The organism is Kitasatospora sp. NPDC058048 (assembly GCF_042885555.1).
Classification (GTDB): domain Bacteria; phylum Actinomycetota; class Actinomycetes; order Streptomycetales; family Streptomycetaceae; genus Kitasatospora; species Kitasatospora lactacystinica.
Genome location: NZ_JBHVRT010000041.1, coordinates 21,780 through 39,580 on the forward strand (window position 1 = coordinate 21,780; position 17,801 = coordinate 39,580).

A 17,801-nucleotide genomic window follows, 5' to 3' on the forward strand; every position below is an offset into this window, starting at 1 on the left:
CTCCCGGACCGCACCCGCAGTCCGACCCACCCGCAGTCCGACCCACCCTCAGCCGGAAAGCAGGCCCGCCGATGACCAGCGCAGCGCCCCTCGTCCACGTCAGCACCGCCGACGCCGTCACCACGCTCACCCTCGACTCGCCGCACAACCGCAACGCGCTCTCCACCCGGCTGATGGCCGAGCTGCACGCCGGGCTGGCCTCCGCCGCGGCCGACCCGGAGGTCCGCGCGGTGGTGCTCGGACACACCGGCAAGGTGTTCTGCGCGGGTGCCGACCTCTCCGAGGCGACCGGCGCGGACCCGACGGTCGGCCCGCGCGGCCTGGTCGAGCTCCAGCGGGCGATCGTGGACTGCGCGAAGCCGGTGATCGCCGTCATCGACGGGCACGTCCGGGCCGGTGGGCTCGGTCTGGTCGGCGCGGCCGACCTCGCCGTCGCCGGACCGGCCTCGACCTTCGCCTTCACCGAGGTGCGGCTCGGCCTCGCGCCCGCCGTCATCTCGCTGCCGCTGCGCCCGAAGCTGGAGCCGCGCGCCGCCTCCCGCTACTACCTCACCGGCGAGGTCTTCGACGCCGCCGAGGCCGCCCGGATCGGGCTGATCACCAGCGCCACCGACTCCGCCGAGTCCACCGGCGTGGTGCTGAAGGGCCTGCTGGACGCGCTGCGCCTGGGCTCCCCGCAGGGCCTGGCGGAGTCGAAGCGACTGGCCAACGCCGAGGTGGTGCGCTCCTTCGAGCGGGACTCGGACGAGCTGGTGGAGCTGTCGGCGCGGCTCTTCGGCTCGGAGGAGGCGCAGGAGGGGATGCGGTCGTTCCTGGAGAAGCGGCCCGCGCGCTGGGTGCGCTGACGGCGGGGTTCCCCGGGCGGCGGGTCCGCTCGCCCGGGTCCGCTCGCCCGGGTCGGCCCGCCCGGGGGCGGCGCCGCCCCCGGGCGTCGCGGCCGCCCGGCCGCGGCGGCGTCACGACCAGCGGACCGCCGCCGCGTCGCTCCAGAGACCGAGCAGGTCCTGGTCGCCGATCGCCTTGGTCTCCGTGGCCCGCTCGGCGGACAGCCGGTTCCACAGCAGCGGGTAGAGCTCGTGGGCAGGGCCGGTGAGGGTCAGGTCGGCCGGCTCGGAGCTCTCGCCGGTGGTGACGACCGGCGGCTCCTGGGTGATGGTCAGTCGCCAGGAGCCGGCCCCGTCGGTGGCCCGGACCTGGAGGGTGAGCGGCCGGTCGCTGCGCAGTGCGGAGCGGCTGCGGGTCATGAAGCCGCTGACCAGCTCGTCGATGCCGTCCAGGGCGAGCGCGGTGTCCACGACCGGACCGGGCGTCCCGGCGGCGGCGTCGGCGTCATGGCGGTGGATGGAGGTCTCGTGCGCCTGGCGCCGGGCCCAGAACGCCAGCGGGCGGGGCGAGGGCAGGAAGGTCCAGCACTCCAGGTCGGCGGGCGCGGCGGTGAGCACGTCCACCAGGGCGGCGTGGCCCTCGCGGTACCAGTCGAGCAGAGCGGCGTCCGAGGGCATCGGCCCGACGGCGGCCTGCGCGTCCGCCTCGTCCGGCCGGGCCCGCAGGCCCTGGGAGGGAATGGTGGCGGCCCAGCGGTGGACGGAGCCGATGTGCCGCAGCAGGTCCGTCAGCCGCCACTCCGGGCAGGTCGGTACGGGGGCGGACAGCTCGGTGCGGGCTGCGGCCTCGGCGAGCCGGGTGCCTTCGAGGCGCAGCGCGTCGATGTGCTCGGTGATCTCCATGGGACGGAGTCTTCCACCGCGATCGGCCGCCGGTCGCGGACTTCGGACATTTCCTCGGACGCCTCCCGGCGATCGGGCGGACGCTACGGGCCGGTAACGTGAGCGCATGCCGATAACCCGTTCCCTCGTCTCAGCCGTCCGGACCGGTGGCCGCCGCGCCGCCGGACGCCTGGTCCACCGGGGCTGGCGCTGGGTGCAGCGGACCGGCGCGGTCACCAACCGCAACCCCGGCCCGTACCGGTTCGGCGAGCTGGGGGACGGCACGACGCTCAGCTTCCCGCTCGGGGCGGTGTTCAACGAGCAGTGGATCACCATCGGGCCGTTCTCGATCATCGGCGAGCGGGTCACCATCAGCGCCGGGTTCCTGCCCGGGCTCGACCTCGGGCCGGAGCCGATCGTGCGGATCGGCGGCGGCTGCGTGATCGGCCGCGACAGCCACATCGTCGGCCACCAGTCGATCGTCATCGGCGACGACGTGTGGACCGGGCCGGGCGTGTACATCAGCGACCAGGCGCACGAGTACCGGGACACCGAGCTGCCGATCGGCAAGCAGTGGCCGCGCAACGAACCGGTGGAGATCGGCGCGGGCAGCTGGATCGGCACCGGTTCGGTGATCCTGCCGGGGGCGCGGATCGGCCGCAACGTGGTGGTCGCGGCGGGGGCCGTGGTGCGCGGCGAGGTGCCCGACCACAGCGTGGTCGCCGGGGCGCCGGCCAAGGTGGTGCGCCGCTGGACCGAGGACGAGGGCTGGCAGCCGCCGCTGCGCCACGACGCTCCGCAGCCGGTGCCGGACGGCGTGACCGCGGAGCAGCTGCGCGCCCTGGTCGGCTGGGACCTGCGACTGCCGGGGGAGTCGGGCTGACGTCACCCGCGAAGGGGCCGGCGCTCTTCGCCGGTGCAGTGCCCTGAACTCGCGAGCGGCCTGAACTACCCCGCGAGGGAAGCCTGTTCGGCGGTACGGGCGGCGATGGCGGCGGTGATCCGCGGGACGTCGGCGGGGCGCGTCGGATCCAGACCGGTCAGCGCGGCGATCCGGCGCAGCCGGTAGTCGACGGTGTTCGGGTGCAGGTGCAGTGCGCTCGCGGTGTGCCGGCGGTTCAGGCCCCCGGCCAGGTGGGTGCGCAGGGTGATGAGCAACTCCCCGCTGTCGGCCAGCGGTTCGAGCAGTGCGGCGAGCCGGGAGCGGGCCTGGCCGGGCCGGGTGAGCTGGTACTCCAGCAGGATGTCGTCCAGCCGGTGCAGGCCCGGAGGCCGGCCGAACGCCCGGGCCACGTCCAGGACTTCATGGGCGAGGGCGGCCGCGCCGGGCACCTCGGCGGGGGCCGCGGAGGCCGCCCCGGCCAGTACGGGGGCGCCGGCCGCGCGGGCCGCCGCGGCGAGGGTGGCGGCGAGCAGCGGCCAGGGCGCCTCGTCGGGATCGTCCCCGTCCGGACCGGGTGACGGCCCGAACGGGACGAGCACCAGGCCGCCCGTGGGGGTGAGCGCGGTGAGTGCCGACTGCCGGGTGCGGTGGTCGAGTTCGGCCTCGAAGCGGCGGAGCTTGCGGCGGGCGGCGATGCCCGGGTCGATGCCGGGGGAGTGTTCGTCGGGGTGGTCGGCGACGGACAGGCAGAGCACGGCGTACCCCGAGGGCAGCCGGACCCCGGCGCGACCGGCGGCCCCGTCGGCGGGGGTGCCCGCGAGGAGCGCGCCGAGCAGGGAGTGCCGGGTGGCGCCGCGCCGGTCGGTGGTCGGGTGCCGTCCGTCGAGGTAGCCCGCCCCGGCGGCGGTGGCGGCCCGGCGGAGCTGGTCGAGCAGCAGCCGGTTGAGAACGAGCAGGTCGCCGGCGTCGCCGTCCCGGGCGTGCCGGGTCACGAATTCCCAGCAGACCTCCAGGCCGAGGTGGTGGGCGAGCAGCACGGCGTCCAGCGGCAGGCCTTCCTCGGCGCGCCGGGCGGCGGCCTCCCGGACAGCGGTGAACTCCTCGGTGGGGGCGGGGGCCCCGGTGCGTACGGTGTGGGCGAGGGCGCGGATGCGGCGTTCGGTGTCCCGGGTCAGCTCGCCGGTGAGTTGCTCGCGGGGCATCCGGCGGTAGGCCGGCACCCGCTCCACCAGGGCGGCGACCACGGTCTCGGCCAGCTCCCGTGCGCCGCCGAGCAGTCGCTGGTCGGCCGGGAGCCCGCCGATGGCCGGGACGCGCCAGTCCGGCGGCCGGTCGGAGGTGTTCGGGGGCGGGCAGTGGGGTGCGTTGTGACCGGTCACAGAGAACACCGTCCAGGTCTGGGGAACGCCCAAGGGCCGGGCCGGAGGGGCGACCGCATGATGGAGCCCTCGGGTTACCTGTTGGTAACAAACTTCCGCTGTGGAGGCAACAGTTGAGAACCCCACTTCTCCGCTTCCCCGCAACTCCCGTGCGCGGCAGAGCCGGTGGCGCGCTGGGCGTCCTGCTGCTGGCGGGGGCGCTGCTGGTCGGGGCGACGGCGTCGCCGGCGGGCGCCGCCACGTCCCCTTCGGTACCGGCTGCCGCCGCCGTGACCGCAACGCCTGACGGATCCGCCGACCTGCCGCCCGACGGTGACACGGTGGCCTCACCGCCCGGCGCCAACGACTGGACCTGCCGGCCGAGCACCGCGCACCCCGACCCGGTCGTCCTGGTGCACGGCACCTTCGCCAACCGCTACGAGAACTGGCTGGCGCTCTCCCCGCTGCTGAAGAGCCTCGGGTACTGCGTCTTCGCCCTCGACTACGGGACCATCCCCGGCATCACCTCCAGCGGCAGCGGCCTGCTGCTGCCGATCGGCGGCCTCCGGCCGGTCCCGGAGTCGGCGGCCCAACTCGCCCGGTTCGTGGACCTGGTGCGGAACGCGACCGGTGCCGCCAAGGTCGACATCGTCGGGCACTCCCAGGGCGGCATGATGCCGAACTACTACCTCAAGTTCCTCGGCGGCGCCTCCAAGGTCGGCAGGATGGTCGGGCTGGCACCGTCCAACCACGGCACGACGCTCGACGGGATCACCAACCTGGTGCCGTACTTCCCGGGCGTCGCGGACCTGATCTTCACCGTCTGCCAGGCCTGCCGGGACCAGGCGGTGGGTTCCGACTTCAACAAGGTGATGGCCTCCCGGCCGGACACCGTGCCGGGAGTGAGCTACACCGTGGTCTCGACGGTCCTCGACGAGGTCGTCACCCCGTGGCGGACCCAGTTCCTGAGCGGCCCGGGCGTCGACAACGAGGTGGTGCAGGGGCACTGCCCGGTCTCGCTGGTGGAACACGTCGGGATCGCGTTCTCGCCGACGGCGCTGCACCTGGTGACCAACGCCCTGGACCCGGCGCACGCCACGCCGGTGTTCTGCGGGTGAGTCCGACGGCGGGCCGGTGACGGCGCTCCTGCCTCCGGGTGTTCCGGGAGGCGGGAGCGCCGTTCCGTGCGGGTGTGCGGGTGTGCGGGTGTGCGGGTGCGCGGGGGCGGCGGCTGCCGACGCGTCGGCCCGTCCGCCCGCCGGCCTGCCCGCTGTCAGGGGGTGGTGCGGAAGCCGACGACGGCGGTGGTGCCGTTCGGGTGCAGCGTGTACGTGCCCGGGGCGTGGAGCAACGCGGCGTCGTAGCGGGTGAGTTCGACACCGTCGACGGAGGCCGTGCCGGCAAGGCAGACCAGGAGGCCGGTGCCTGCGACCGGGACGTCGACCGCGGTGGCCGTGGTGGCCAGCTCCACCGTGGCCTGGACCCGCCCGCGGCGCGTCATCACGTTGAAGTCCACCACCGGGCCGGCCAGCAGGCGGCAGTCGGTGGTGGCGTCGCCGGAGAAGGCGAACGGCCGGAACGGCGCGTCGACCAGCTGCTCGGTGCCGTCGACGGTGAGTGCCATGCCGGGGCCCTCGACCAGGGTGATCACCCGGTCGATCCCGGGAAACGGGGAGAACGGCCCGGCCGAGGCGACGTCCGCGAGGCTGACCCGCCAGTCGAAGGCGTCCAGCCCGGCTCCGGTGGGGAATCCGGCGACCTCCCTGGTCACGCCGCCGCCGTTGAGCCACGCCGTCGCCGGGCGCTCGCTCGCCCGCAGTACCTGGAAGCCTTCGCTGCTCGTCATGGCCCCGCATCCTGTCACACGGCGGACGGCGGACAGCGGATGACGGATGACAGATTTCATCATCTGTCATCTGTCATCCGTCGGTTGTCGGCTGTCACCTGTCGGCTGTCACCCGCCGCCCGACCGACAGCGGCAGGAGCGCCGCCACCGTGGCCGCGAGCGTCACGGTGGTGAGGGCCAGCGGCAGTCCGGCGGCGTCGGCGAGGAAACCGATCACCACCGGGCCGATCAGCATCCCTCCGTAGCCGAGCGAGGAGGCGAACGCGACGCCCTGCGGTCCACCGGCCTCGCCGGCCCGGGCGATGGCGAGCGGGAAGAGGTTGGCCAGGCCGAGGCCGACCAGGACGAACCCGCAGATCGCGACCGGCACCACCGGTGCCAGGGCGGCGATCAGCATGCCGACGGCCGCCGTCAGCCCACCGAGCAGCATCAGCCGGTTCTGGCCGAGCCTGATGGACAGCCAGGTGCCGCCGACGCGCCCGCCGGCCATCGCGAATGCGTACGCGCCGTAGCCTGTGGCGGCCACCGCGGAGCTCGCACGGACGTCGTCGGTGAGGTGGAGCGTGGCCCAGTCGGCGACCGCGCCCTCGCCGTACGCGGTGCAGAGCGCGGTGAGGCCGAGCAGCAGGACGAGCAGTCGGGTGCGGGTGCGGACCGAGCCGGCATCCGCCGTCGCGATTCCGGACGGCTCCGCGGCACGGCCCGTACGGCCCGCACGATCCGTACGGCCCGCATGATTCGGTGCGACGGCTGCCGCCGCCGGGCTGCGCAGCAGGACGATTCCCGCGCCGACCGTGACGGCCATGCCCAGCGCGGCGCTGAGGGCGAGCGCCCACGCGGTGCTCAGCGGGCCGGCGAGGAGTCCGCTGACCCCGGTGCCGGCCAGCCCGCCGAAGCTGTACCCGGCGTGGAAGCTGGGCATCACGGGCCGCCGCAGCTGCGCGACCAGGTCGACGGCGGCGCTGTTCATCGCGACGTTGGCCCCGCCGTACCCCGCGCCGAACAGCAGCAGCACCCCGCCGAGCGCGGTGACCGAGTGGGCGTGGGCGGGCAGCAGGACGGCGAGGCTGAGCAGGGCGAGCGAGCCGACGGTGACCGGGCGCGAGCCGTACCGCAGGCAGAGCCGGCCGATCATCGGCATGGTGAGGACGGCGCCGATGGAGAGGCAGAGCAGGGCGAGCCCGAGGGCGCTGTGCGAGGCGCCGACCTGCCTGCGGATGTCGGGGATGCGGACGACCCAGGCGGCGAAGAGGAAGCCGTCGATGGCGAAGAACGCGGTGAGGGCGACACGTGCGGCCCCCCAGGGGCTGTCGGCCGCCGGGGGTGTGCTGCGAGACTGGGAGGAGGGATGATGGTTCGGGCGCGCGAGTGGACCGATTTTGTTTCGAAGCGACACAAAGTCACAATAGGGGCGTGCAGCTCTCACCATCAAGCCCGAGGCCCGGTACCGGAACCGACTCCGACGCGCAGCGCGACAGTCACCGCCGCGCCGCGCCCGACCGGGGCCGGACGCTGCTGGGTCCTGCGCTCTCCCTGATCCACACGGGCCAGACGCCGACCCGCTCGGCGCTCACCCGAGCACTGGACGTCACCCGGGCCACGGCCGGCGCGGTCACCGCCGAGCTGGAGGCGCTCGGCCTGATCACCGTCGACTCGCGCCCGGCGGGCGGGGGCCGCGGCCGCCCCTCGCACCGGCTCGCGATCGACCCGCAGGGCCCGGTCGTGGTCGCCGGGCAGATCCACGCCGACGGACTGAGCGTCACCCTGGCCGGCCTCGGCGGACTGCTCGACCCGCCCGTCCATCTGCCGCTGCCCGCCGCCACCGACCCGGTCCGGATGCTGCGCGCCGTCGCCGTGGCGGGCGCCGAGCTGGCCCGCGCGACCGACCGTCGCTGTCTGGGTGCAGCCCTCGCGCTGCCCAACCCGGTCACCGAGCCGGACGGCGCCGCCCTTGCCGCGCTGCACTTCGCCTGGCCCAGCGGCACCCCGGTCGCCGACCTGTACGACGTCGAGGTCGGACGCGCCGACCACGGTCCCAGGGCGATGCGCCCGCTGCCCACCGCGATCGCCAACGATGCCAACCTGGCCGCGCTCGCCGAGTACCGGCACGGTGCCGGCCGAGGCGCCCGCCACCTGCTCTTCGTCACGTCCGGCCACCGCGGCGTCGGTGGTGCGCTGGTCATCGACGGCCACCTGCACACCGGCAGCGCCGGCCTGGCCCTGGAGGTCGGCCACCTCACGGTCGACCCGCAGGGCCGACCGTGCAAGTGCGGCAACCGGGGCTGCCTCAACTCCGAGACCGACCCCGACGCGCTGTTCGCCGCCGCCGGACTCACCCCGGAACCGGGGCGCCCGCTGCTCGACCAGGCGCGCGAGCTGTGCCGGGCGGCCGCGACGGACGACCGGGCGCGGGCGGCGGTGGAGCACGTCATCGACCGGCTCGGGCTCGGCCTGGCGGGCGTCGCCAACATCCTCAACCCCGACCGGGTGGTCCTCAGCGGGCTGCACCTCCACCTGCTGGACGCCGCGCCCGACCGGCTGCGGTCGGTGGTCGCCGAGCGCAGCCTGTGGGGGCGCAGCGGCCGGGTGCCGATCGTCGGCGCGGAGCTGGCGCACGGCGCGCTCGCGGGCGCGGCCGAACTGGGCTGGGGACCGTACCTGGCGGATCCGCAGTCGGTGCCGGTTCTGCCTTGACGGTAGATCGAGGGCAGTAGAGGGCAGTAGAGGGCGATAAAGGCCGATGAGGCGATCGGGGCGGTGGAGGCGATAAGCGGAAGCTGGGACTGCGAAAACGGTCACTTATCGTGACTCTCATACACTCGTAGTGAGCAGTGGGGGGCCATTACGAGGGAGACAGCGACCATGAGCACCCAGCGCGGCACCCAGCCCGGTATCGAGCCGACCGTCGACGTCGACCGCTCCGACCCGGAGTACCGCGCCTGGCTCAAGGAGGCGGTGCGCAAGGTCCAGGCCGACGCCAACCGCTCCGCCGACACCCACCTGCTGCGCTTCCCGCTGCCCGCTCAGTGGGGGATCGACCTCTACCTCAAGGACGAGTCCACCCACCCGACCGGCTCGCTCAAGCACCGCCTGGCCCGCTCACTCTTCCTCTACGGGCTCTGTAACGGCTGGATCCGGCCCGGCAAGCCGGTGATCGAGGCCTCCAGCGGCTCCACCGCCGTCTCCGAGGCGTACTTCGCCCAGCTCATCGGCGTGCCGTTCATCGCCGTGATGGCCAAGAGCACCAGCCAGGCCAAGATCGACCTGATTCAGTTCCACGGCGGCGAGTGCCACCTGGTCGACCGTTCGGACGAGGTGTACGAGGTCTCCGCCCGGCTCGCGGAGGAGACCGGTGGGCACTACATGGACCAGTTCACCTATGCCGAGCGGGCCACCGACTGGCGCGGCAACAACAACATCGCCGAGTCGGTCTTCGCCCAGCTGCGCCTGGAGCCGCACCCCGAGCCGGCCTGGATCGTGGCCACCGCCGGTACCGGTGGCACCTCGGCGACCATCGCCCGGTTCGTCCACTACATGCAGTACGACACCCGGATCTGCGTCGCGGACCCGGAGAACTCCTGCTTCTTCGACGGCTGGGTGCACCACGACCCGGACGCCGTCTGCGAGAGCGGTTCGCGGATCGAAGGCATCGGGCGGCCGCGGATGGAGCCGAGCTTCGTCCCGGGGGCGATCGACCGGATGATGAGGGTGCCGGACGCCGCGTCGATCGCCGCCGTACGGGTGCTGGAGCAGGTGCTCGGCAAGAAGGCGGGGGCCTCCACCGGGACGGGCCTGTGGAGTGCGCTGCGGATCGTCGCCGAGATGCGGGCGGACGGGCGGACGGGCAGTGTGGTCGGCCTGATCTGCGACCCGGGGGACCGCTACCTGGACAAGTACTATTCCGACGACTGGCTGGCGGGCGAGCGGATCGACATCGCGCCGTACCGGGCGGCGCTGGAGTCCTTCCTCGCGGGCGGTGCCTGGGTGGGCTGAGCCCGGTGGGCGGACAGTCGAGGGCCGACGGATGACAACTGTCAGCTGACAGATTTCATCATCTGTTATCTGACATCTGTTGTCTGTCGCCTGTTCGCCCTCGCCTGTTCGCCCTCGGCTGTCCGCCTGAGGCCCGAGGCCGTCACCGCCGGATGACCGCCCGGCCGCCTGCGAGGTCGATCCCCGTACGTTTCGGTGCGCCGTCGTGCTCGTCGTCCCGCAGCACCAGTTCGACCCGCCGCTGCTCCAGCTGCACCCGCTTGCCCGGGTAGAGCAGCGCGTGCAGCTCCTCCGTGGCGGTCGCGCCCGCACCGCGTCCGCCGCCCGCTTCCGCCGTCGGGCGGGCGCGCAGCCGCCGTACCACCGCGCCCAGGAAGAACACCACGACCAGTCCGGCCGGCAGCAGCAACCCGCCCGCCGCGCCCGTCAGCAGCACACCCATGTCCGCCTCAACGGCCCGGTACGGCCGACGAGTTCCCCTGTCGCGACGCTGCCTGCCTGCTCCCTGCTCCCCGCTCCCAGTCGCCGCCGCTACGGCAGCGGCGCGGCCGGCAGGTCGGCCGGGACGAGCAGCTGGAGTTCCTCCGTGGACGGGTTCGCGAGATGGGCGATCCGCACCGCGTGCCGCTCGACCATGGTCTCGAAGACCTGCCGTGCGGTGCGCCCGTTGCCGAAGGTGGGCCCGCGCTCCAGCCCGCCGAAGTGTTCCAGCAGCGACTTCTCCGTGTCCTCGGAGAGCGCGTACTCGTGCTCGGCGCACTGTGCTCTGGCGATCTCCAGGAGTTCGTCCGCTGTGTAGTCGGGGAAGCCGATGGTGCGGGAGAAGCGGGAGGAGACGCCGGGGTTGGCGGAGAGGAAGCGCTCCATCTCGGCGGTGTAGCCCGCCACGATGACGACCACCTCGTCCCGGTGGTCCTCCATCAGCTTGACCAGGGTGTCGATCGCCTCGCGCCCGAAGTCCCGTGCCCCGTCCTCGGGTGCGAGCGCGTACGCCTCGTCGATGAAGAGCACCCCGCCGCGTGCCCGGTCGAAGGCGGCCGCGGTGCGGATCGCGGTGGAGCCGATGTGCTCGCCGACCAGGTCCACTCGGGCCACCTCGACCAGGTGCCCGCGCTGGAGCACCCCGAGCGAGGCGAGGATCTCGCCGTAGAGCCGGGCGACGGTGGTCTTGCCGGTGCCCGGGGCCCCGGTGAAGACCAGGTGCCGGCGCAGCGAGGGCGCCTTGAGTCCGGCCTGGCGGCGGCGACGGCCGACCGAGATCAGGTCGATCAGCGTGCGCACCTCCTGCTTCACGGTGGCCAGTCCGACCAGGGAGTCCAGCTCGGCGAGCGCTTCCTCGGCCGGCCGGCAGTCCGGGATCGGCGAGATGGCCCCCGAGCCGCCTGCGGGCGGTGCCAACGCCGGTGCCACCGAGGCCAGTTGGGCCGCGCGCGGCGCCGGTACGTCGGGGGACCCGAAGGACGAGCCCAGCCCCGGCCCGCGCCCGGAGGCCGGTCCGGACCCGCGCCCGGGCCCCGGTCCCGCACCGCCACCGGGGGCGGCGGGGGCGGCCGGTACCGGAGCGGCCGCGACGTCGTCCGAGATGCACCCCTCCGTGACCGGCCCCGGTTCGGAGAACTCGAACCCGGTCCGCTGGTTGTGTTCGGCCCGGCACCGGATGAGCTGGGTCCGGCAGCCGTCGATGATGTGGAAGCCGAAGCCCTTGCCCTGGGAGACCCGGCAGTCCTCGAAGGTGCCCCGCCCCTGCGCCGAGACGTACACCCCGGCGTCCGTGCTGGCCCGTACGGTGCAGTCGCGCAGCACCGGGTCGGCGCCCTTGGTGACGATCACGCCGGTGGCCACGTCGGAGATCTCGCAGTCGGTGAGGAGTCCGCCGCTGCCGTGGTCGCGGAACCAGAGCCCGGTGCCCGCCTCCTGCACCCGGCAGGAGGCGAGGGAGACGGTGGCCCCGCCGCTGACCGAGACCGCCGAACTGCGGATCCGGCTGAACGAGCAGCCCTCGGCGGTGGCGGCGGAGTCCCGGTCGAGGACGAACAGGGCGTCCGGCAGGTCGTGCAGCGAGCAGTCGGTGAGGGTCAGCCGGGCACCGTCGCTGACCCACAGTGCCGGGTACTCGCCGGTCGAGCTGTGGATCTGGCAGGACTCGGCGACGGCCTCGGTGCCCTGGTCCCAGACCGACAGCGCCCCGCGCCCGAAGTCCCGGACGGTGCTGTTCGCGAGGCTCAGCCGGGCGCGTCCGCGCAGGTCGGCGCCGTTCTCCGGCAGGTCGTGCACCCGGCAGCCGGTGAGCACCAGTTCGGCCTCGCCGTCCAGGGTCAGGCCGTTGCCGGTGACCCGGTGGATCTCGCAGTCGACCAGCCGCCCGCCCGCCTGCGCCTCGGCCTGCACACCGCTGCCGCGGATCTCGTAGATCTCGCAGCCGGTCAGCTCGGCCGCGCTGCCGGGGTCGGAGAGCAGGACGCCGGCGCCGGAGGCGTGGTGGACGCGGCAGCGGTCCAGGGCCGCGGTGGCGCCGCCGAGGACCGCCAGTCCGGCCTGCCCGGCGGCGGCGACCTCGCAGTCCTCGAAGGCGGCGGCGGTGTCCGCGCCGCGCAGCCGCAGCCCGAGCCCGCCCGGGTTGGTGACGACGCAGCCGCGCAGGGTCGGCCGGGCGCCGTCGGTGATCTCGATCCCGGTGGCAGAGCGGGTCTCGATCCGGCAGCCGCTGAAGGAGGGTGTCGCCTCCGGCCCGGTGACCAGGACGGCGGGGGTGGAGCTGTCGCCGCCCTCGACGACCAGGTCGCGTACGGTCGCGGCGGCGGTCACGGTGAGCGCCACCCCGGAGGGCGGGTCGATCCGGACCGTCCCCGGACCCTGGGCCGGGACGAGCGTCACGGGCTTGTCCAGGAGCACGTTCTCCCGGAAGGTGCCCGGACGGACGGTCACGGTGTCGCCGGGTTCGGCGGCGGCCAGGGCCTCCGCGAGCGTGTCGTACTCTCCCGCGCGGCGACGCCAGCGGGATGCGCTGTCCTGGGTGACTCGGACCCTGTGCTCAGCCATGACGGTCTGTCGTCCCCACCTTCGTCGAGCCGGCGATCAACGGGCCGTACGCGCGGGGGTGCGCGGGCCGTCCGCCCACCGTAGCGCGCCCACGTGGGTGGTCCGGCCGCCCGCGGTCGCGCGGACACCGGTAGCGTTCAGCGCCGCCACAGGTTCCGACCACTTGTTTCAACGAGCGCGCACAGAGGTGGTTCCGCTCGGGTCGGCTCGCGAAGTCGCACGGGAGGTCGGAACGGGAGGTTGGAACGGCGGCCGGCGCGGGCAGTGGGCGCGGGCGGTCGGCACGGCCCGCCCCGCGGAATCCCGGTGCCGCCGCCCGCCCGCCTGCCCGCCTGCCTGCCCGCCCGCCCACGCGTTCAGCGCCCGTCGGCAGGCCAGTGCGCCCCGTCCTCCAGCACCTCGACCTCGTCGCCCAGCCGCAGCGTGCCGAGCGCGTCGCCCTCGACGCCGGCCGGCCGCTCGGGGATCAGGTTCTGCCCGAACGCGGCCTTGCGCAGCAGCCGGTGGTGCCGGGCCAGGGTGCGCAGCGGTTCCTTGCCGTGCCGCTCGCCGGTCTCCTGGTCGGTGGTGGTGATCACGCAGCGGCCGCAGGGCTTGACCACCTTGAAGGTGACCGAGCCGATCCGGATCCTGCTCCAGGTGTCCTCGGCCCACGGTTCGGCGCCGCCGACCACCACGTTCGGGCGGAAACGTTCCATCGGCAGGGTCTCGTGGCCGTCCGGGTTCTCGGTGGCGATCAGCTCGTTGAGCCGGTCCAGGGAGGCGGTGGTGGTGAGCAGCAGCGGGAAGCCGTCGGCCATCGAGACGTTGTCGTCGGGCCGGCCGTACTCCGGGTCGACCGGCCGGGCGCGCGGGTCGTCCAGGTGCACCAGGCGGTAGTCGCCGAGGTGCTCGGCGATCCACTGGTGCGTCTCCTTGTCGGCCTCGGCGGCGTGGAAGCGGGTGCCCCAGACCTCGACGTCGGCGAGCGGGTCGCCGGCCGCGACGGCGGGGGCGGTGACCTCGATCCGGGAGCCGTCCGGGGCGGTCAGGCCGAGGGCGCCTTCGGGCAGCAGTTCGGCGCGGACCTGTCCGAGGGCCGAGTTCTCACGCTGGCTGACGAACCGTCCGGTCGCGTCGGCGAGCATCCAGCGACGGTCTCCGGCCAGGCCCCACGGTTGGACCACGGCGGTGTCCGGGCTCAGGCGGTACATCGACTTGACGGGGTAGACGTGGAGTCCGGTGAGCTGCATTCCCCCATCCTGCCAGCCGGTCCCGGCCCGCAGGGAAGGACCCCGGATGCGCACGGACCGCCCGGACGCCGTGGGGGCGTGCCGGGCGGTCCGTGGATGACCCGTTTCTCCGTTCGCCCGGCGCACGGGGCGCCGGGTGGTGCTCAGGTGGTGCGGGTTCGGGCCGTGTGGGGGACGGCCTCGGGGCGGCAGTGGCTCAGTAGCCCTGGCCCTGCGGCTGGTAGCCGCCCTGGAACTGGCCGGGCTCGCCGTACGGGCCCGGGCGCTGCGGCTGCATCGGGCGGACCGGCGCGACCGGCGCCATGGCCGGGCGCAGCTGGGCGCCGCCGAAGGCCTGGTCGCCGCCCTGGCCCTGGAGGCCGGGGCCGCCGGCGCTCGGCCCGCCGAAGGACTGCTGGCCGCCGAAGCTCTGCGGACCGGCCGGCTGGCCCTGGCCGAAACCGCCCTGGCCGCCGGGCTGCTGCGCGCCGAAGGTCTGCTGACCGCCCTGGGCGCCGATGAAGGTGTTCTGGCCGCCGAAGCTCTGGCCGCCGGTCGGCTGGTAACCGCCGCCGGTGGCCTGGGCGAAGGCGGGGGCGCCGGGCTGCGGTCGCTGGTACGGCTGGGGGGAGCCGTAGCCGGGGACCGGCGGCTGGGGAGCGGCGTACGCCGGCGCGGGCTGCGCGGGGATGTACGCCGTGGCGGGGCCGGCGGAGGGACCGCTGCTCGGGCCGGGGCCCAGGGCGAGGCGGGCGGGCGGCAGCGCGGGGAGGTTGCTGCTGGCGTTCTCGTACCCGTTGCCGTAGCGGTTCTCGTAGGACTGGCCGGGGCCGGATCCGTAACCGGACGACAGGGCCGGCGGCAGGGCGGCCGGCACGTTGATGGGCGCGATCTGGGGGACGCCGCGCTCAGCCACGAGGCTGTCGTAGATCGGCGTGCCGGAGGAGAAGGACGGAGAGGGGTAGCCGACTCCGTCGTAGGAGCGGGGCGAGGTCATGGGCCATACGGTAAGCCCACAACGCGCCTGCTGAGGAGAGCGGGAGGGGGAGCAGTTCGAGTGTTTACACAGTCTTCGCTCGCACAAAGGTTTCGAAAGTAGGAAAGACGGACATTCCGGCGTCCGGTTCCGGACAACCTTGGCGCCCCGTCAGTGGTCGAACGGTCGCCGGACGGAGTCGCCGGAAGGCCTTGTGGTGACCGGCCGGTGGACGGTCGGGGGCCCTGCGGAGAAACTTTTTCCGGACAGGGCGTGCGCGGGCGCATTCGAGCCCCCGCCGTGGGGGCGGCGGAGGCTCGTGAATGTTTCGGGAATAAAATTCTCGTCAGTTCTCCGGGCGTTCGATTCAGGCCTGCGACCTGCCCGTGACCTGCGCCGTTGGCCCGGGGCTTCCCGATTCCGGCCCGTGCAGGCCGGGTGTCGGCGCGGCCGCGGCGGTCAGTGCGACTGCAGCGCCTGGGCCTGCGCGGGCAGGGCCGGCTTGCCGACCTCGGAGGTGCAGAAGGAGCACCGGGTCGCGGCGGCCGGGATCGGGCTCAGGCACTCCGGGCAGTCCACCTTCGAGGCCGGCGCGGGCCTGGCCGATTCGAAGCGGGCCTGGAGCTTGCCGACCGGCAGCACCACGGCGAAGTAGATGACGGCCGCGGTCAGCACGAACCCGATGACCGCGTTGACGAAGAGGCCGTACGGGAACCGGGTGCCGGCCACGTCGAAGGTCTTCTGGGTGAAGTCGCCGACGGCACCGGTCGCGACGCCGACCAGCGGGGTGAGGAAGGCGCTGACGAACCCGGTGACGACCGCGGTGAAGGCCGCGCCGATCACGATGCCGACCGCGAGGTCCACCACGTTTCCGCGCAGCAGGAAGCTGCGGAATCCCTTGAACACCGGGTGACTCCAAATCCGTACGAGGAAGGGGGAGATGGGGCGGCACGGCGGGTGCCGCCCCCGGCCGGACATCCTGCCGAGCGGCCCGGGTCGAGGTCCAACCGCGTTCACCCGAATCGGGTAACCGCCGCGGGGCCCGGCCCCGACCGGCCGGGCGGGGTGGGGGCGCTCCGCGTACCGGCCTTTCGGCGGTCGAACATCCGCCTCGACCGCGCTGCGCGAAAGCGCATGTGACACCGGCACACGCCGAGCCGGGACGGCGCCGACCCGGCGCGACGGGGTGAACCGGAGCGCGGCAGGGGGCGAGGCGGGGCGCACAGTGGTCGCATCCGGCGCACGACGGCGGCCCCGTGGCGCACATCGGGTGTACAAGTGCGGGCGGATGGGCCACCATCAGGTTGCGCGAAGGGGATGTACCGGACGGAGCACTGTGCCAAGGTCGGTCCATGCCCGACCATTTGTCGGCCGATCCGGCCGGAAACCGTCCGCGTGTCCTGCATCTGATCAGCGACTCACGCCGTGGCGGCGCACAGAACTTCGCCCGTGACCTCCACCGGGAACTGGGCCGTCGGGGGCAGTCCTCCGCGCTGTGCGCCCTCGCCCCGCATCCGGCCGTCCACCCCGGCCCCGTCGAGTCGAGGCGGGACTGCGCGGATCCGGGTCCCGACTCCGGCTCCGGGGGCGGGGGTTCCGACTCCGCGGGCCGGGCACCTGACGCCGCCGGCAGGGCCCCCGACTCCGCCGACCGGGGCCCTGGCTCCGCAGGCCGGGCCTCCGCGGACTGCTCCGCCGCCTCCGGGTTGCGCTCCGCCGCCGTGCTGGGCCCCGGGCGGCTGCACCCGAGCACCCTGCGGGCGCTGCGCGCCGCCGCGCGCGCCGCCGACGTGGTGCTCGCCCACGGCTCGGACACCCTGGCCGCCTGCGCCCTCGCCCTGGCCGGGACCCGTACGCCCTTCGTCTACGTCTCGGTCGGTCACCCGCGCTACTGGACCGCCAACCGGCTGCGCCGGGTGCGCGGCGGCGCGCTGATGCACCGCGCGGCCGCCGTCACCACCCTCACCGAGGAGGCGCGCGTCGTTCTGGAGGAACAGTTCCGGCTGCCTGAGGGCAAGGTCCACGTAATCCCCAACTCCCGTGCTGCCGAAAGCTATCCGCCCGCCGACGGCCGGGACGACCGGCGCGCCGCGCGGCACGCGCTGGGCCTGCCGGCCGACGTGCTGCTGGTCGCCTGGATCGGGGCGATAGCTCCGGAGAAGCGGCTCGACCTCGCCCTCGACGTGCTCGACCGGCTGCCCGACGTCCGGCTCGCCGTCGCCGGGGACGGGCCGCTGCGCGAGGCGCTGGCCCGCCACCCGGCCGCCGCCCGCGCCCACTTCCTCGGCCCGCTGTCCGACCCGGCCCCGCTCTACCGCGCCGCCGACGCGCTGCTGCTGACCAGTGACAGCGAGGGCGTGCCCGGCGCGCTGATCGAGGCGGCGCTGGCCGGGGTGCCCGCCGTGGCCACTGACGTCGGCTGGGTGCGCGAGGTGGTCCGGGACGGTGCGACCGGCGCGCTGGTCGCCCCCGGGGACCCGCTCGCCCTCGCCGAGGCGCTGGGCAAGGTGCTGGCGGTCAACCGGGCGGGCCTGGGGGCGGCGGCCCGGGCGCACGCGCTGGAGCACTTCGAGCTGGGTGCCGTCGTGGACGCCTGGCAGCACCTGGTCGCCGAGGTGTGGACGGCGGGCCCGGAGGCCGCCGGCTGACCCGCCGCGCACCCCGGTCCTGTGGGCCCGCCGAGCACGTCGGTTCTGCTGGCCCCGTCGGGTGGTCCGTCCCGTCAACGGGCGCGGGCCCGGGTGCGCCGATCGAGCGAATCCGGCCCTGCCTGCGCCGCAGCAACCGGC

The 17,801-nt window shown here is 74.4% G+C and carries 15 protein-coding genes; 6 read left to right on the forward strand and 9 right to left on the reverse strand.

The features are described 5' to 3' along the window. Positions 1 to 71 precede the first annotated feature (71 nt). A complete protein-coding gene (locus ACFVVA_RS32915; protein WP_380353113.1) occupies positions 72 to 845 on the forward strand; it encodes an enoyl-CoA hydratase family protein in 774 nt (257 codons plus the stop codon). Between the two features lie 111 nt (positions 846 to 956). Here the strand turns inward: ACFVVA_RS32915 and ACFVVA_RS32920 are convergent, their stop codons facing one another. Continuing rightward, the gene (locus ACFVVA_RS32920) at positions 957 to 1,727 is read right to left on the reverse strand and encodes a maleylpyruvate isomerase family mycothiol-dependent enzyme (protein WP_387694416.1); all 771 of its coding nucleotides are present in this window, start codon (positions 1,725 to 1,727) and stop codon (positions 957 to 959) included. 106 nt (positions 1,728 to 1,833) lie between these two features. Between ACFVVA_RS32920 and ACFVVA_RS32925 the strand changes: the two genes are divergently transcribed. Continuing rightward, positions 1,834 to 2,589 (forward strand): DapH/DapD/GlmU-related protein, encoded by a 756-nt coding sequence (locus ACFVVA_RS32925; protein ID WP_359911850.1) that lies wholly within the window; start codon positions 1,834 to 1,836, stop codon positions 2,587 to 2,589. A 65-nt stretch (positions 2,590 to 2,654) separates the two neighbouring features. Here ACFVVA_RS32925 and ACFVVA_RS32930 read toward each other — a convergent pair whose 3' ends face one another. Next, the gene (locus ACFVVA_RS32930) at positions 2,655 to 3,968 is read right to left on the reverse strand and encodes a PucR family transcriptional regulator (RefSeq protein WP_387694417.1); all 1,314 of its coding nucleotides are present in this window, start codon (positions 3,966 to 3,968) and stop codon (positions 2,655 to 2,657) included. A gap of 203 nt (positions 3,969 to 4,171) precedes the next feature. On the opposite strand from ACFVVA_RS32930, the gene ACFVVA_RS32935 reads away from it, so the two are divergent. After that, positions 4,172 to 5,065, forward strand: coding sequence for an esterase/lipase family protein (locus ACFVVA_RS32935; protein WP_387694459.1), 894 nt, complete (start codon positions 4,172 to 4,174; stop codon positions 5,063 to 5,065). A gap of 155 nt (positions 5,066 to 5,220) precedes the next feature. Here the strand turns inward: ACFVVA_RS32935 and ACFVVA_RS32940 are convergent, their stop codons facing one another. Beyond that, positions 5,221 to 5,793 (reverse strand): HutD family protein, encoded by a 573-nt coding sequence (locus ACFVVA_RS32940; protein ID WP_387694418.1) that lies wholly within the window; start codon positions 5,791 to 5,793, stop codon positions 5,221 to 5,223. Between the two features lie 94 nt (positions 5,794 to 5,887). Next, positions 5,888 to 7,189: an MFS transporter gene (locus ACFVVA_RS32945; RefSeq protein WP_387694419.1), complete on the reverse strand. Its 1,302-nt coding sequence runs from the start codon at positions 7,187 to 7,189 to the stop codon at positions 5,888 to 5,890. Between the two features lie 17 nt (positions 7,190 to 7,206). Between ACFVVA_RS32945 and ACFVVA_RS32950 the strand changes: the two genes are divergently transcribed. Both ACFVVA_RS32950 and ACFVVA_RS32955 read left to right on the forward strand, forming a co-directional pair. Next, complete coding sequence (locus ACFVVA_RS32950) at positions 7,207 to 8,487, forward strand: ROK family protein (protein WP_380353122.1); 1,281 nt, start codon at positions 7,207 to 7,209, stop codon at positions 8,485 to 8,487. Positions 8,488 to 8,655: 168 nt separating this feature from the next. Further along, positions 8,656 to 9,786 carry a PLP-dependent cysteine synthase family protein gene (locus ACFVVA_RS32955; protein WP_387694420.1) on the forward strand — a complete coding sequence of 377 codons (1,131 nt, stop codon included), beginning with the start codon at positions 8,656 to 8,658 and terminating at the stop codon, positions 9,784 to 9,786. 142 nt (positions 9,787 to 9,928) lie between these two features. Here the strand turns inward: ACFVVA_RS32955 and ACFVVA_RS32960 are convergent, their stop codons facing one another. The 5 genes from ACFVVA_RS32960 to mscL all read right to left on the reverse strand — a co-directional run bounded on the left by ACFVVA_RS32960 (position 9,929) and on the right by mscL (position 15,918). Further along, a complete protein-coding gene (locus ACFVVA_RS32960; RefSeq protein ID WP_359911835.1) occupies positions 9,929 to 10,228 on the reverse strand; it encodes a DUF6191 domain-containing protein in 300 nt (99 codons plus the stop codon). A gap of 89 nt (positions 10,229 to 10,317) precedes the next feature. Further along, positions 10,318 to 12,825, reverse strand: coding sequence for a right-handed parallel beta-helix repeat-containing protein (locus ACFVVA_RS32965; protein ID WP_387694421.1), 2,508 nt, complete (start codon positions 12,823 to 12,825; stop codon positions 10,318 to 10,320). Between the two features lie 356 nt (positions 12,826 to 13,181). Continuing rightward, positions 13,182 to 14,057 (reverse strand): MOSC domain-containing protein, encoded by an 876-nt coding sequence (locus ACFVVA_RS32970; RefSeq protein WP_387694422.1) that lies wholly within the window; start codon positions 14,055 to 14,057, stop codon positions 13,182 to 13,184. 196 nt (positions 14,058 to 14,253) lie between these two features. Then, positions 14,254 to 15,033 carry a DUF6643 family protein gene (locus ACFVVA_RS32975; RefSeq protein ID WP_387694423.1) on the reverse strand — a complete coding sequence of 260 codons (780 nt, stop codon included), beginning with the start codon at positions 15,031 to 15,033 and terminating at the stop codon, positions 14,254 to 14,256. A gap of 438 nt (positions 15,034 to 15,471) precedes the next feature. Next, the gene (gene mscL, locus ACFVVA_RS32980) at positions 15,472 to 15,918 is read right to left on the reverse strand and encodes a large conductance mechanosensitive channel protein MscL (protein WP_387694424.1); all 447 of its coding nucleotides are present in this window, start codon (positions 15,916 to 15,918) and stop codon (positions 15,472 to 15,474) included. A gap of 446 nt (positions 15,919 to 16,364) precedes the next feature. Between mscL and ACFVVA_RS32985 the strand changes: the two genes are divergently transcribed. Continuing rightward, positions 16,365 to 17,660 (forward strand): glycosyltransferase, encoded by a 1,296-nt coding sequence (locus ACFVVA_RS32985; protein WP_387694425.1) that lies wholly within the window; start codon positions 16,365 to 16,367, stop codon positions 17,658 to 17,660. The last annotated feature ends 141 nt before the right edge of the window (positions 17,661 to 17,801 follow it).